General features: G+C 47.1%; 18 protein-coding genes. 9 read left to right on the plus strand and 9 right to left on the minus strand.

Annotation, left to right across the window (positions count from 1 at the left end; all coding sequences use genetic code 11):
- The gene (locus tag HPL003_RS01550) at window positions 1-486 is read right to left on the minus strand and encodes a hypothetical protein (protein WP_014277881.1); all 486 of its coding nucleotides are present in this window, start codon (window positions 484-486) and stop codon (window positions 1-3) included.
- A gap of 213 nt (window positions 487-699) precedes the next feature.
- Between HPL003_RS01550 and HPL003_RS01555 the strand changes: the two genes are divergently transcribed.
- The 3 genes from HPL003_RS01555 to HPL003_RS01560 all read left to right on the plus strand — a co-directional run bounded on the left by HPL003_RS01555 (window position 700) and on the right by HPL003_RS01560 (window position 2,620).
- Entirely contained in the window at window positions 700-1,869 is a 1,170-nt protein-coding gene (locus tag HPL003_RS01555; protein ID WP_014277882.1) for an MFS transporter, read from the plus strand.
- 127 nt (window positions 1,870-1,996) lie between these two features.
- On the plus strand, window positions 1,997-2,113 hold the full coding sequence (locus HPL003_RS29540; RefSeq protein WP_238533434.1) for a sporulation protein YjcZ: 117 nt from the start codon (window positions 1,997-1,999) through the stop codon (window positions 2,111-2,113).
- Between the two features lie 165 nt (window positions 2,114-2,278).
- Window positions 2,279-2,620: a toprim domain-containing protein gene (locus HPL003_RS01560; RefSeq protein ID WP_014277883.1), complete on the plus strand. Its 342-nt coding sequence runs from the start codon at window positions 2,279-2,281 to the stop codon at window positions 2,618-2,620.
- Between the two features lie 91 nt (window positions 2,621-2,711).
- Here the strand turns inward: HPL003_RS01560 and cyoE are convergent, their stop codons facing one another.
- Window positions 2,712-3,656 carry a heme o synthase gene (cyoE, locus tag HPL003_RS01565; RefSeq protein ID WP_014277884.1) on the minus strand — a complete coding sequence of 315 codons (945 nt, stop codon included), beginning with the start codon at window positions 3,654-3,656 and terminating at the stop codon, window positions 2,712-2,714.
- A 204-nt stretch (window positions 3,657-3,860) separates the two neighbouring features.
- Between cyoE and HPL003_RS01570 the strand changes: the two genes are divergently transcribed.
- On the plus strand, window positions 3,861-4,844 hold the full coding sequence (locus HPL003_RS01570; RefSeq protein WP_014277885.1) for a metal-dependent hydrolase: 984 nt from the start codon (window positions 3,861-3,863) through the stop codon (window positions 4,842-4,844).
- Here HPL003_RS01570 and HPL003_RS01575 read toward each other — a convergent pair.
- A complete protein-coding gene (locus HPL003_RS01575) occupies window positions 4,841-5,068 on the minus strand; it encodes a hypothetical protein (RefSeq protein WP_014277886.1) in 228 nt (75 codons plus the stop codon). The genes HPL003_RS01570 and HPL003_RS01575 overlap by 4 nt on opposite strands.
- Before the next feature lie 33 nt (window positions 5,069-5,101).
- Entirely contained in the window at window positions 5,102-5,323 is a 222-nt protein-coding gene (locus HPL003_RS01580; RefSeq protein WP_014277887.1) for an alpha/beta-type small acid-soluble spore protein, read from the minus strand.
- 120 nt (window positions 5,324-5,443) lie between these two features.
- Between HPL003_RS01580 and HPL003_RS29115 the strand changes: the two genes are divergently transcribed.
- The gene (locus HPL003_RS29115) at window positions 5,444-5,611 is read left to right on the plus strand and encodes a hypothetical protein (RefSeq protein ID WP_014277888.1); all 168 of its coding nucleotides are present in this window, start codon (window positions 5,444-5,446) and stop codon (window positions 5,609-5,611) included.
- A gap of 44 nt (window positions 5,612-5,655) precedes the next feature.
- Here the strand turns inward: HPL003_RS29115 and trpS are convergent, their stop codons facing one another.
- Window positions 5,656-6,645, minus strand: a complete 990-nt coding sequence (trpS, locus tag HPL003_RS01585) for a tryptophan--tRNA ligase (protein WP_014277889.1) — start codon at window positions 6,643-6,645, stop codon at window positions 5,656-5,658.
- 458 nt (window positions 6,646-7,103) lie between these two features.
- Between trpS and HPL003_RS01590 the strand changes: the two genes are divergently transcribed.
- Window positions 7,104-8,069, plus strand: a complete 966-nt coding sequence (locus HPL003_RS01590) for an aldose 1-epimerase (protein WP_014277890.1) — start codon at window positions 7,104-7,106, stop codon at window positions 8,067-8,069.
- Window positions 8,070-8,159: 90 nt separating this feature from the next.
- Window positions 8,160-8,399, plus strand: coding sequence for an alpha/beta-type small acid-soluble spore protein (locus HPL003_RS01595; protein ID WP_014277891.1), 240 nt, complete (start codon window positions 8,160-8,162; stop codon window positions 8,397-8,399).
- Between the two features lie 124 nt (window positions 8,400-8,523).
- On the opposite strand, the gene HPL003_RS01600 is transcribed toward HPL003_RS01595, so the two are convergent.
- Window positions 8,524-8,925: a hypothetical protein gene (locus HPL003_RS01600; protein WP_014277892.1), complete on the minus strand. Its 402-nt coding sequence runs from the start codon at window positions 8,923-8,925 to the stop codon at window positions 8,524-8,526.
- Between the two features lie 260 nt (window positions 8,926-9,185).
- Window positions 9,186-10,973, minus strand: coding sequence for a M3 family oligoendopeptidase (locus tag HPL003_RS01605; RefSeq protein WP_014277893.1), 1,788 nt, complete (start codon window positions 10,971-10,973; stop codon window positions 9,186-9,188).
- Between the two features lie 96 nt (window positions 10,974-11,069).
- On the opposite strand from HPL003_RS01605, the gene HPL003_RS27210 reads away from it, so the two are divergent.
- Window positions 11,070-11,240, plus strand: coding sequence for a YycC family protein (locus tag HPL003_RS27210; protein ID WP_014277894.1), 171 nt, complete (start codon window positions 11,070-11,072; stop codon window positions 11,238-11,240).
- Entirely contained in the window at window positions 11,237-11,473 is a 237-nt protein-coding gene (locus HPL003_RS29545) for a hypothetical protein (protein ID WP_081473685.1), read from the plus strand. Before HPL003_RS27210 ends, HPL003_RS29545 begins: the two co-directional genes overlap by 4 nt.
- A 90-nt stretch (window positions 11,474-11,563) precedes the next feature.
- Here the strand turns inward: HPL003_RS29545 and HPL003_RS01615 are convergent, their stop codons facing one another.
- A complete protein-coding gene (locus HPL003_RS01615; protein ID WP_014277896.1) occupies window positions 11,564-12,274 on the minus strand; it encodes a DUF2225 domain-containing protein in 711 nt (236 codons plus the stop codon).
- A gap of 41 nt (window positions 12,275-12,315) precedes the next feature.
- Window positions 12,316-12,693: a globin domain-containing protein gene (locus HPL003_RS01620; protein WP_014277897.1), complete on the minus strand. Its 378-nt coding sequence runs from the start codon at window positions 12,691-12,693 to the stop codon at window positions 12,316-12,318.
- Window positions 12,694-13,008 lie beyond the last annotated feature (315 nt).

Genomic DNA, 13,008 nt, shown 5'->3' on the forward strand with positions numbered 1-13,008 from the left:
TTACGGCGACTGCGGCGACTGTTGTGTTACAGTCGAGCCTTTCGCACTTTCGATATATTTTTTGACGGTGTCACTCATGCTCCACTCGCCCAGCGGCATGCCTTGAAACCATACCTTGACCTTATCGCCATCGAACGGGCCTTTTACCTCTAGGTTGGAGCTGGTTACCGAAAACGTACCGTCTCCGTTAGAGGTGTATTTCGCATCCCGTGCTTCCTTGATCATCATGTTCAAGGCCTCGCTCTGAAACTTGTTAATCGCATCATCCTTCGCCTGGGTAACTACCTTGCCCACCTGATCAAAGGAAATACCACTATAGATCAGCAAGCCCACAACCACCACAATGACAAGCAGCCATTTAACAAGAGTTCTCACAATCTTCAATATGACAAGCAATAGGACGAGCCCAATTAATATATATAGCCAGTTATCCTGAACGATCTGCCAATTATGTTTTAAAAATTCTGTCCAGACGTTCTTATCCATTTCACTACACTCCCGTTTTCAATTGCATCTTTTGAATTGTAAAATCGTCTCTGTAATTATACATGATTACATAACGCCCTGTCAGCTTAGCTCTTTTCCGCCCCTTATCCGCACAAAAAGGGTCTATGTTTGTCCATTCCAGCGTACAACTTAGAATGAGCTCATGCCACACAGCAGCATAGAAAGTCTATTAAGGGAAAGGGGGTCACTCACATGAAAACAGCCCTCTGGCTGTATCTGTTCTTGTTCATCGCTTTTTTTGATCTGCACGCACAATATCCTATTCTCACACCATTCGCCATCTCTCTGGGCGCAGCGCCCACCTTTATCGGCTGGATGTTGGGCATATACTCCCTGACTCATCTGCCTGGTAATTTAATGGCGGGGCCAAGGGTAGATAAACACGGCAGCCGCCGATATATTATGTTCAGTCTGACAGCCGCAGGGCTCATCCTGATTATTCAGGCATACATTCACACGCCGTGGGAGCTGCTTTTTCTTCGTGCAATCAGTGGCTTTGTGCTGGCTTTTTTGTCCCCGGCTTGTATGACTATGCTCGCCCAGCTATCCGATCATCCGGTTACGCAGGGCAAATATATGTCGGGACATGGCGTAGTTCACACACTAGCCTCTGTCCTGTCTCCAGCGGCAGGAGCGTTCATTGTAGCCAGCTTTGGCTTTAGCGAGACATTCCGTTCCCTCGGCATCATTCTCGTGATCACAGGGCTCATGGCTTATTTTACATTGCCCAAAACGGCGCCCGCTCTTCAGGCTCAACGATCTGACGGACATGCGGAACCCGCTCCACTGACCGGGGCACAGCCGCTTCTACCCTTCAATTGGCGTTACCTGCTTGTGCCTTTTGTTTTGGCGTGCGCACAAGGCATTTTATTTTACGAAATCCCATTACGCAACAACGGTACTGCGTCCATGATGTCCACAGGACTGCTCTTTTCCATTATCAGTCTGGGAGCGCTCTGTACACTCAGTCTGCTTTTTCTAAACAAGTATTCACCGATGATACGGTTGATTTGCGGCATCATACTGATGTCCCTGTGCTTCTATGCCCTCGCCACCTTGCCCGAGTCAGTGATTGGAATCGTACTCTTTATACTGGGGACAGCCAAAGGCATTACTTTTCCAGCACTGGCCTCACTCTTTATACGGCTTGGAGGAGCACGGTTGGGCAAAACCTTTGCGATGCAATCCATTGCAACGTCTCTCGGCTCCTTTGCCGGACCGGTGCTGGCTGGCCAGCTTCCCGTTCATTTTTCACCATTTTTTATCGCTTTTCTGATTTTGATGACCGGCCTGCTGTTCATTCCCATTCAACGGTTATTCCCGGCACCGCCGCTGTCTACTTCAGGGCCGTATCATTCCTAGATCGCTTGAGATGCTCCCCCTTTAACGCCCAAAATAACTTACAAGAAGGCGAATGCACATTACCTAAAGCCCTTATCAACATAGACTGGTTTGACTAAACATTTATGTATGAAGGGAGGTGCATTCCGTGAGCCACTGTCATCCTGTAAGCCCTGTTTCTTGTGGTGGATTTTGGACCTCGACTGGCACCATTCTCGTTCTTTATATCCTGCTCGTCATTATTCTCCGTACTTGCTGGATTTAATGTCTGAATTGCCCTAACATGCCGCCCTGTACCCATGCCTGCCACTTCTGGCAGGCTGTTTTGTTGCTATTTTGCATGAGAACCCAGTTTGGAGCTACACTATACACATATTCTTTCATTTCCCGGGGAATTTCGAGCACAGGCTTTAAGCAGGGGGTGAGCAAGATGACGATTACCGTTATCGTTGAAGGGAAAAATGACCGCAGTAAACTTCGTCGTTTACTTGATCCCGAGGTTCATATCTTATGCACCTTCGGCACGCTAAACTCAGTAAAACTGGAGTCCCTCCGCAAGAAGGCCAAGCATGACGAAATATACCTATTTATGGACAATGACAGCTCAGGCAAAAAAATACGTGGTGTGCTTGCCGACTCTTTTCCAGATGCGTATCATATGTATACCCGCAAAGGATACGCAGGAGTAGAAGGCACACCAGATGAATATGTGATCGCCCAATTGGAAAAGGCAGGACTGGAAGAGTATATTTTATACCCGCCTGCTCCTTAGTCATGAAAACCATCCACAAAAAAAGCTATCCGCCAGGCCGCTTTTATGCCTGATGGACAGCTAATGTTACACAGCAATAAAATTTCTTGTCTTAGAACTTGTGAACCGTATCCACGATCATCAGCAGAAAGCTGAGTGTCAGATGGTTAATGGAAAAGAAAAATACTTTTTTAGCCCAGGAATCCGTCTCTTCTTCTTTAATGGTAAAACCTTTAAAGGCATAAAATGCCCAGAGCACGGACAGCAATACGGAAACTATCATGAAAATCATGCCAGCATATCCATAAGCATACATCAGGATCGGTACCGGAATCAGCAATACGATATAAGGAATCATTTGAATTTTAGTACGGTGAATACCTTTCACGACAGGCAACAACGGAAATCCTGCTGCGCGGTATTCTTCGACCCTGCGGATTGCAAGTGCCCAAAAATGAGGCGGCTGCCATAGGAACAAAAGAGCGAATAAGAGCCATGCGCCCATGTCAATACGACCCGAAGCGGCCACATAGCCGATCACAGGAGGCATTGCGCCCGAGATACCGCCAATGGATGTACTCCATGTGGATGATCGTTTCAGCCAAAGTGTGTAAATACCGACGTATACGAACATGCCGAGTACACCGAGCAATCCTGCCTTGACACCAGAGAAAAAGAACAGTACTGCCAGCCCGACAACACCCAAAATAATAGCGTATGACAATACCATTGTGGGAGTCAAACGTCCTGTTGGCAGTGAGCGATTGCGTGTACGCTCCATTTTCAAATCCAGTTCACGATCAAAATAGTTGTTAAAAACACAAGAAGACGCCATAACCAGCATTGTACCTAGCAACGTCAGAATCAGCTTTATATAGTCAACGTCCCATTGTGAGGCCAACCAAAAACCGCCAAATGCCGCAACCAGATTAGTGCGGAGAATGCCTGGCTTGGTGACCGTTATAAAGTCTTTCCATGTACCAGCCTTACCGGGTGGTTTGGATTTAACCGAATAGGTAGCCGTATCCGAAGTAGCCTCATAACTAATATTATCCATTGTGAGTAACTCCCCCTTTGAGATGTATGAATTCGGGAGTAAGTTGAACTCCGATATAAATTTTATCATATAGTTCCCACAAAAAGTTTGACAGAAAACGCACAAAACGTTCACAATTTCGATGACGAATCGACCTTTCTGATCGTTTACAGTAAATTGGGGTAGTAATAAGTACAGGATACAATACAAAAAGGAGCGACAGATATGGATACAGCCACACACTTTGTCATGGGGATCGGGTTGGCCGGGCTGGCCTACACCGATCCTGCCGTCGCCGCAGATCCAAAGTTGGCGGGAGTCATACTGCTCGCCACGATCGTAGGGTCACAGGCACCGGATTTTGACACCTTGCTTCGATTAAAAAACAATGCAGCCTACATCCGCAATCATCGTGGACTGTCGCACTCCATCCCCTTCTGGTTGATATGGATCTTGTCCATAACGGGATTAATTGGCCTTATTTTCAGGGATGTGCCTATCGAACATGTCGCCTTGTGGGTCACGATTGCTGTCTGCCTGCACGTGTTTGTAGATTTGTTCAATACGTACGGGACACAGGCATTTCGACCGTTTACGCCCAAATGGATATCATGGAATATTATTCACATCTTTGATCCCTTTATATTCGGCACCCATGTTGCTGCTATTCTACTGTGGATCACTGGACTGGTTTCTCCAGCTCCCTTATTTATTACGTTGTACATCATTACAGGCCTGTACTATATTTGGCGCACCTGGAATCATTTCCGTACGAGAAATGCGGTACGTGATATGGACAACGAGCGTCAGCCGGACGATATCTATTATATCATTCCCACGGTTTCATGGAACCGGTGGCATGTGGTAAAAGCTCATCAGAATGGAAGTTATGATATTGGTGGACTGAACAGAAAGCATCTTTTTTGGACAAAACATGCGGTTCCGTCCACACATCCGGCTGTAGAAGCATCCAAATCCTACCGTGATGTGCAGGCATTCCGCTATTTTTCTTCCTTTGCTGTTGCGGAGGTGGAAGAACTGGAATGGGGCTACATTGTTCGCTGGGCAGATGTTCGGTATCGGCATCGGAGGCAATATCCCTTCGTGGCCGTGGTCGCCATGGATAAGCAGTTTGGACTGATCAACAGCTACATCGGCTGGCTCAGCCATGAAAAGATGCAGAAACGCATCTCCCTCCATACGAATTAAAAAAGCATATCGGCAAGCAATGCGAACGGCAAAAAAGCAAGTCTCCCCTGACCCTGGAGCTTGCTTTTTTTGCCGTTCACCGAAAAAACCATCCCTCCATAAGGAGCTGCATGAAAGCGCCCTCTTGACGAAGCGGACTTGTGTGATTCACAATGGTCATAAGCCATGCGCGCAAAAAATCCGGAGCATGATTGCTCCGGATTTCCTTCATCACAGTTGCTCATAATACAGCTTCCAAGATGGAGTGTTTATGTGTATTACTGCATACGGCCACTGCCCGACAAGGATTGCTCTGCTTGTTGGACCAGCTTTTTAGTGATGTATCCCCCGAGAGAGCCTGTTTCGCGGGAAACGACGTTACCGTAGTAACCATCTTGAGGGATTGTGATGCCGAGTTCTTGAGCGGCCTCATATTTTAATTGTTGTAAAGCGGCGTTGGCCTGCGGTACTTGCAGGGTGTTTGAACGACGTCTGCTCATATTTGAATCTCCTTTCAGTTCTTTGTGAGTGAGGTTCATTGCAAGCTTGCAAGATTATTATGGCTCGCTCACACCTGCTTATTCCTGAAATTCAACATTCGAAAGCTGGAGGTTTTTTCCATGAGCAAAGGTCTATCACTGTGGTTCGCCGTTTCATCCATTGTCCTGCTGACGGCAGCCGCCATATCCATCAGTTATTCCGCTTGGCTTGCCATTTTGCTGGGCCTTCTCTCTGTCGGCAACATCGGCTGGGGCTTTGTTATCAAGGCCAAACAACGTCGCTCCTGAGACATTCACATTCCTGTCAAACCTGATTGCGTTGGCCTGCGTTCTTAGCGTTTGCGTGGCAGAAATCCCATACGATCTTTGACCGCAGCCAGCGTGATTTCAGCCGCTTCTTGCGCCCGCTCTGCGGATTGGGCCAAAATGCGTCCAATCTCACCGGATTCCCGGATGTCACGATAACGCTGTTGAATAGGCTCCAGGGTGGCTACAACCGCCTCTGCCAGCTCTTTTTTGAACGTACCGTACATTTGACCTTCATAACGATTCTGCACTTCCTGAAGCGACAGGCCGGTAAACTGGCTGTAAATTCCCATCAAATTGCTGATCTCCGGTTTGCCTGCCGGGTCATATTTAACCTCACTGCCGGAATCCGTGGTAGCACGGCTGATTTTCTTGCGAATGACTTTCGGTTCGTCCAGCAGAGCGATATAGCTGCCTGCATTCGGATTGCTTTTGCTCATTTTTTTGGAGGCATCATCCAATGACATAATTCGTGCGCCCACCTCAGGGATATACGGCTCGGGAACAGTAAAATAATCTCCGTAGCGGTGATTGAAACGGCCTGCCAAATCGCGTGTCAGCTCCAGGTGCTGCTTCTGATCTTCACCTACCGGAACCAAATCCGCATTATAAAGCAAAATATCAGCTGCCATCAGCGCTGGATATACGAACAATCCCGCACCTACCGAGTCCTTACCCACCGATTTGTCCTTGAACTGGGTCATGCGTTCCAGCTCGCCCATATTGGTCAGGGTTGTCATTAACCATCCTAGCTCCGCATGCTGAGGTACATGGGATTGCAAAAAGACGTTAGATTGCTCGGGGTTAATACCTGCTGCAATAAATAATGCCGCCACTGCCTCCGACTGTTCACGCAATTGAGCTGGTTCCTGGGGCACCGTAATGGCATGAAGGTCTACGACCATAAAGTAACAGCGATGATCCTCTTGCAGCTTGACAAAGTTTTTCATTGCACCGATATAATTGCCCAAAGTAAGCTGCCCGCTGGGCTGAATGCCTGAAAGTACAGTTTTCATATTCATCATTCCTCCTGAAATTTATTTAAACCATTGAACGCAAAAAGGCCCCGCATCCTCAAGGGACGCGAGACCGTGGTACCACCCTTATTCATTGCCTTCAGCCCGTTACTTGTCGGAGTCAGGCTCCGTGGCTGCTTGCAATCTTATAGCTCCGTTAACGGGGAGCAATCGACCGTCATACTAAGGAAGACTGCTTCCTGTTCTGTGCGGCACTCCAAGGTCCATTCAGCAGTGCAGGCTCACCGGTTCGCATCTACCACCGGCTTTCTGAAGAGCATATGCGAAGGCTTACTTGTCCTCATCATCGCGTTATCCATGTGATTACATTGTAAACTATATTTATGATAATTCCGCATCCTGTTATTGTCAAATGACGATTGTGCCCTGCGGTCGAAAATCTGTTATCATAATGACACGAAGCTTCAAACGATTATAGTGGACAAAGGAGCATGGATATGAAACAAGTGACCAAAGAACATTGGAATGGTTACGACACGTATGTTTTACATAGCCCTGAGCTGGAAGTTACGATGATCCCCCGTCTCGGGAATAATATTATCTCGGTGCGTGATCTGAAGCTGGACCGGGATATCGTACGGCGTCCTGGCGAGGAAGAACTGGCCTTTTATTTGCAAAAGCCGTATCATTTTGGCTTGCCGATTCTGATTCCTCCCGGCCGAATCCGCAAAGGACAATTCGAGTTTGACGGTGTTCCCTATCAGTTTGATCGGAATACAGCGAACGACAATCATATACACGGGCTGCATCGTAATCAATCCTGGCGTTGCAGTGATATTGAAGAAGATGAGGAAGGTTGCAGCGTGACCACCGAGTTGTTGACGGAAAGCGATCCGCACTGGATTGAGCAGTTTCCTATTCCTCTGCGTCTGGAGATGACTTACCGCTTGCAGGGACCCGTATTGAGTCAAACGCTGCGTGTAACGAATCTGGGTGACAAAGCAGCCCCGTTCGGGTTGGGATATCACACCTGGTTTATGCTAGACGAAGAGCCTGAACGCTGGCGCCTGAAGCTGCCTGTGAACGGCGTATATGAGCAGGATGCTGAACAGCTCCCAACAGGTGCAATTACCTCTTTGAATGACTTGGAGCCGCTCTCTACGGGACTTTCCCTGAAAGGGACGAATCTGGATACGCTGCTGCGTGCATCGGAAGGACCTGCTGAAGCTCTGTTGACCCGTGATGACGGTTATCAGATTCGCTACACGGCTGATGAGCAATATTTTAAGTATTGGGTGTTGTATACCAAGGGTGAATGCGATCAGTATCTTTGCATTGAGCCTTATACCTGGCTGTCTGATGCGCCCAATTTACACGATCCTGTGGGGACAGGCGGACTGATTCGTCTGGAGCCTCAGCAACCCATTGATCTGAAAACTCAGATTCATATGATATATCCGTAATTTCCCTCTATTCATTTTCCTTCCTTCGGCGCATATTTTCATAACTCTGTCGCATAATAACCTCATCACAGCCGAAGGAGGTGACTACACATGGCTTATGGAGCTAATCAAGGCGGAGGACGCCGCAGTAACAACCTGGTTGTACCTCAAGCCACCAACGCACTGCAACAATTGAAATACGAAGCAGCACAAGAACTGGGCATCACCATTCCGGCAGACGGTTATTATGGTGACATGCCATCCCGTGAGGCTGGTTCTCTGGGAGGTTATATCACTAAACGCTTGGTACAGCTGGCCGAACAGCAATTATCAGGACGTTCAGGTCAATAAGCGTCATTATTCCACATGGTGCATTCCGTTCATCGCATTTAACCAAAATGCGATAGGGAGGGCATATAACAAAGGCGGTCTTCCCCAGGAAGGCCGCCCTTTCTTTACCCTTTTCTATGGATGATTATTCCGATTTAGCCGCTCGGTATGTAGGCTTGTTATAACGGATCATGAGATTCGCCATGTTATAGTTCGATTCCAGCGTAGCATCCACCAGAATGGTTCCCTGTCTGATGGCAAAATCGAAAGCAATTTCGCCATGAGTCCAACTCCGCTTGTGATTTAGTGTATCCAGCGCCATACGACGGAAATCCGCCCGATGGTCTACAGAGAGTCCCGGCTCCACCGCTCCAAATGTACCTCCTTTGCCTGCAATCGGATTATGACGGATACCAAATTTTCCAACCACGTTGTTACGTATTTGTACAAATACAGTTCCTGACGACAAACCCGCCAGTTCATCATCCAGTTCTTTAAAAACGATATCCATCTGTCTTACTAACGACAATTGACCTACTTCATCCATTACAAAAATCCCCCTATATACCTGTTTCAAAACCATTAATAGGTCTTATGACTCAATTATATGCGAAGCTTTTTAACGTTACAATCATAAACAACATAAATGGGCATTTATAACTAATTTCTAAGTATATCCATCAATTTAAATTTCGCCAACAGGTAATATCAACTCTAATTCGACACATTACGACTTTATTCATCATCTTCTGCAAGAATTGCAAAAAAGGCCCCCCTCGCGGGAGACCTGATTGGAGTGTATATCCGTTATTCCGTCATTTGCAAAAATTGCTCAATATCCTGAACTGTGACTTGCGCGGCATTACGCCAGAAGTCAGCCTGTGTTAAATCGGTCCCCAGATGCTTGGAGGCCAATTCTTCCACAGTCATGCGACCCGTATCACGCAGCAAGGCATCATATTGATCGGCGAAGCCATCGGAATTTTTCTTCGCAAAGGCGTAAATTCCAGCACTGAACATGTACCCAAACGTATATGGGAAGTTGTAGAATGGAGTACCCGTGATATAGAAATGCAGCTTGGATGCCCAAAAATGAGGATGAGCCTCATCTAAAACACCGCTGAACGCTTCACGCTGTGCTTGCTCCATCAATTCTCCCAGTTGTTGCGCTCCTACGACCCCTTTTTTCCGCAGCTCATAAAAACGGGTTTCAAATAGGAAGCGGGCATGGATATTCATGAAAAAGGCTACGCCGCGCTGAATTTTATCCTCCAGCAAAGCCACCTTTTCCTGCCCCTCCGCAGCCTCCAGCAAAGCATCCGATACAATCAGCTCTGCCAACGTCGAAGCCGTCTCGGCCACATTCATCGCATAATTTTGATTCAATGGGTGCAATTCATTCATCACATGCTGATGATAACCGTGTCCAAGCTCATGGGCCAGTGTCGAAACGTTGGAAGGCGATCCGGCGTAGGTCATGAAAATACGGGTCTCTTTGCTAAGACGAAGGGAAGTACAGAATCCACCAGGACGTTTGCCTGGACGATCTTCTGCTTCAATCCAGCTTTTCTCAAAAGCCATTTGAGCAAAATCAGCCATTCTTGGACTGAATTTACCGAATTGCTTAACAATCGTTACGGCTGCATCGTCGTATGGGATTTTAGTAGTAGACGTTCCCAATGGGGCCTCAACGTCATGCCACGACAGTTTCTCCAAGCCCAGTAGTTTCGCCTTTCGCTCCAGATATTTAACCAGTACAGGCTTCGTTTCATTAATGACCTGCCACATTGTATCCAGCGTCTGTGCCGACATGCGGCTGATTTCCAGCGGCTCCTTGAGCACGTCAGTCCAGCCCCGGTTTTCATACAGCTTGAGGCGGAAGCCTGCCAGATGATTAAGTGTATCCGCACAATAGTCCTCAACCTTGGTCCATGCTTCTTCCCAACGTGTGAACACTTCTTGACGCACACTACGATCCGGCTCATCCAGCTTGTTGGCAGCCTGCCCTACGGACAGATTTACGATTTCTCCATTCACTGGAACAGGGATCGTCATATTTTTGACAATCGTGTCATAAAAATCACCCCAACCGTGGTAGCCGTCCACAGCCAAATCCAATGCCAGACTTTCCAGCTCAGGTGCCATTTTCTCACGAGCCTCGTTCCGGTATTCATTCAGGACAAAAGAGATCGGCTTAATCGCTTCCCGTTCCATCCACTTCTGCCAAATGTCTTCACTCGTTTGTGCCAGCAAGTTCTGGAATGAAACCAAAACACTTTTCCCCTGTGCATACAGCGTATTTATGCGTGCGCCCAGTTCAACAGCCTGCTTGTCATGTTGGTTCTGAGCAGTCAGACAGGAAACAAAAGAACCTGCTTGCGATGCTCCGTTAAACAGCTCTTGCATAGCACTCAGCACACTATCCAGACGCTCGGTATCCAAGACCGTTTGCGGTACTTTGGCTGATTTAAGCTGGGACTGCAATTGTTGGACCTTGCTCTCCAGTTCCTCCAAAAATGCTTTAAATGAGGTGGAGGAAGACCCCCCACTAAATATGGATTCCAAATCCCATGTTTGCTTCAATGGTGTTTTCATAGCAGTTCCACCTTTCTTTTTGGCGAATCATGTGGTTTCATATACAATAAAGCTACATCGTGATGGTAAAATCACTACAATTGGGAGGAATACAGGATGAGACCTTTACAAATTTCGCCGGAAACGGCTGTGAAATTATCCGAAAAGCTCGGCATTCCGCTGGAACATCTCATGCATACACCCCAGCATATTTTGATGCAAAAGCTGGCCGAATTGGCCAAAGAAGAAACCGCTGACCCGAACGGCGGTGAATCAGACAAATCATGATTCCTTTTCACAAAACCTGGCCGTATGACATTGTCATGGGAGACGTTTATGTACAATATTGTCCGTTTTGCGACCACGAGAACGTCCTGCTACCCCTAAAGCCCAAAGAGCTTAAGCTCATACATCAAGGTATGAAAAAGCTGCTTGTGTTTCCATGCTGCCACAGCAGGATTACTTTGGTGGATTGTGACGACGATTATCTGTTGTCGGATACCACCCTGCGCCATCATTAATTCATGAGGCAGTTTAGAGGATAATAACCCTTTTTTTATAAATAAGGTGTGAACCATGAGCCTGAACCGGCCATAGTGCACACCTTTTTATCAGGAGGAGCTTGCGTCCTGCATTTCCTCTGGCAGTTGAATATCCTTAGCCAGCATTTGCTCTCTCAATACAGCCCATTGTTCACGGGAAGCACGGATCATAGCCGCATCCACAATTTTCTTGTCATTAATGACACGTGAAAACCAGCGAACCGCTTCGTTAAAGTTGCCTGTACGTCGATGCAATTCTCCAATCAGATAGAGAAGCTTGGCGTTATTCGCCCCGACACCCTCCAGCTCATAGACCCGAATATAGGAGTCCAGACTAAACTTTAGAAACCGAAGCTCCTGCTCCTCGTTCCCCTGATATCGGTACATCCACGCGATATGCTGTAACAGGCTGGCTATCACCCGTTCCTTTTCGCCGATGACCTGCGCACACAGTAAACCCAGCTTGTACGTTTCCAATGCCTCTTCCCATTTGCGATGTCCGCCATATTCGCGGGATTGCCACCGATTACCAATTTTGTCCTTAAACAGCTTGTTCTGCAGATCGCTTAACTGAACGGTAGAATGCTCTGTCGAGGTAAATCCGCAATGAGGACAAACTCGTACGACATAAAAATCGGGATTTTCATTCTTGTAATACGCACAGAAGTCTGAATCCGTACGAATTGCCTTCTTTAGGCTCGGTCTGACACGAGATGTCTGAAATTCTTCTTCACAAAGCGGACAAGAGATTTTAATCTGATATAACGGTTCAATTTCCAATGTTTTTACAACCCTCTCCAAAATTCGGCAATCCCCGCAAGTTACGGGGTATTTACAAAATGATGCGCAGGACCGGACAATCGGTTAAGTATAAATGAACGAAGCGGCTCCTCAATGCCTGTATCCGTTAACGCACCCGCCATACAGGACAACCACGCCTCTGCTCGCTCCTCCGTTACGGGAAACTTCATATGTCTGGCACGTAACATCGGGTGACCATAGGCATCTGAAAACAAGGACGGTCCGCCAAAAAACTGGCTCAGGAACATATACTGTCTTTCCTTGACCGACTCTATGCCTTCAGGAAAAAGCGGACTTAACAACGGATCTTTATAAACTCTCGGGTAGAAGGCCTCAATAATAGCACGAACTCCTTCCGCACCCCCAAGATTGTCATAAATGCTCAGGCTAGGATTCACTTTTCCCCCAACTTTCTGTGCTATGGTAATAAATATACACCCGTATTATAACAAAAAACAAAAAATGACGCTAAGAATAAGCGTCATCTTATCATTTCACATATACAGACAGGCTTGACGACTTACAAACAGGTCCGCCATTCTACAAACACAGCTAATAACTCCGCCAATCCTCTTCACCGGGATGGACGAGAGAGGCACGAATAACATACACAAAAGCACACACGAGTAGACCGGCAACGATACTCATCCTGATCACTCCATCCTAAAGGTTATGGATCGTTGTTTTTTTAATTTTAACATAATCTTTACAAA

The organism is Paenibacillus terrae HPL-003 (assembly GCF_000235585.1).
Classification (GTDB): domain Bacteria; phylum Bacillota; class Bacilli; order Paenibacillales; family Paenibacillaceae; genus Paenibacillus; species Paenibacillus terrae_B.

Bases quoted from the DNA above. Each gene is read 5' to 3' on its own strand.
- HPL003_RS01590 (WP_014277890.1), top strand. From the start codon at position 7,104: ATGAAACAAGTGACCAAAGAACATTGGAATGGTTACGACACGTATGTT.
- HPL003_RS01575 (WP_014277886.1), bottom strand. From the start codon at position 5,068: ATGAGCAACTGTGATGAAGGAAATCCGGAGCAATCATGCTCCGGATTT.
- HPL003_RS01555 (WP_014277882.1), top strand. From the start codon at position 700: ATGAAAACAGCCCTCTGGCTGTATCTGTTCTTGTTCATCGCTTTTTTT.
- HPL003_RS01550 (WP_014277881.1), bottom strand. From the start codon at position 486: ATGGATAAGAACGTCTGGACAGAATTTTTAAAACATAATTGGCAGATC.
- HPL003_RS01570 (WP_014277885.1), top strand. From the start codon at position 3,861: ATGGATACAGCCACACACTTTGTCATGGGGATCGGGTTGGCCGGGCTG.
- trpS (WP_014277889.1), bottom strand. From the start codon at position 6,645: ATGAAAACTGTACTTTCAGGCATTCAGCCCAGCGGGCAGCTTACTTTG.
- HPL003_RS01580 (WP_014277887.1), bottom strand. From the start codon at position 5,323: ATGAGCAGACGTCGTTCAAACACCCTGCAAGTACCGCAGGCCAACGCC.
- HPL003_RS01600 (WP_014277892.1), bottom strand. From the start codon at position 8,925: ATGGATGAAGTAGGTCAATTGTCGTTAGTAAGACAGATGGATATCGTT.
- HPL003_RS29545 (WP_081473685.1), top strand. From the start codon at position 11,237: ATGATTCCTTTTCACAAAACCTGGCCGTATGACATTGTCATGGGAGAC.
- HPL003_RS29115 (WP_014277888.1), top strand. From the start codon at position 5,444: ATGAGCAAAGGTCTATCACTGTGGTTCGCCGTTTCATCCATTGTCCTG.
- HPL003_RS01595 (WP_014277891.1), top strand. From the start codon at position 8,160: ATGGCTTATGGAGCTAATCAAGGCGGAGGACGCCGCAGTAACAACCTG.
- HPL003_RS01605 (WP_014277893.1), bottom strand. From the start codon at position 10,973: ATGAAAACACCATTGAAGCAAACATGGGATTTGGAATCCATATTTAGT.
- HPL003_RS01560 (WP_014277883.1), top strand. From the start codon at position 2,279: ATGACGATTACCGTTATCGTTGAAGGGAAAAATGACCGCAGTAAACTT.
- cyoE (WP_014277884.1), bottom strand. From the start codon at position 3,656: ATGGATAATATTAGTTATGAGGCTACTTCGGATACGGCTACCTATTCG.
- HPL003_RS27210 (WP_014277894.1), top strand. From the start codon at position 11,070: ATGAGACCTTTACAAATTTCGCCGGAAACGGCTGTGAAATTATCCGAA.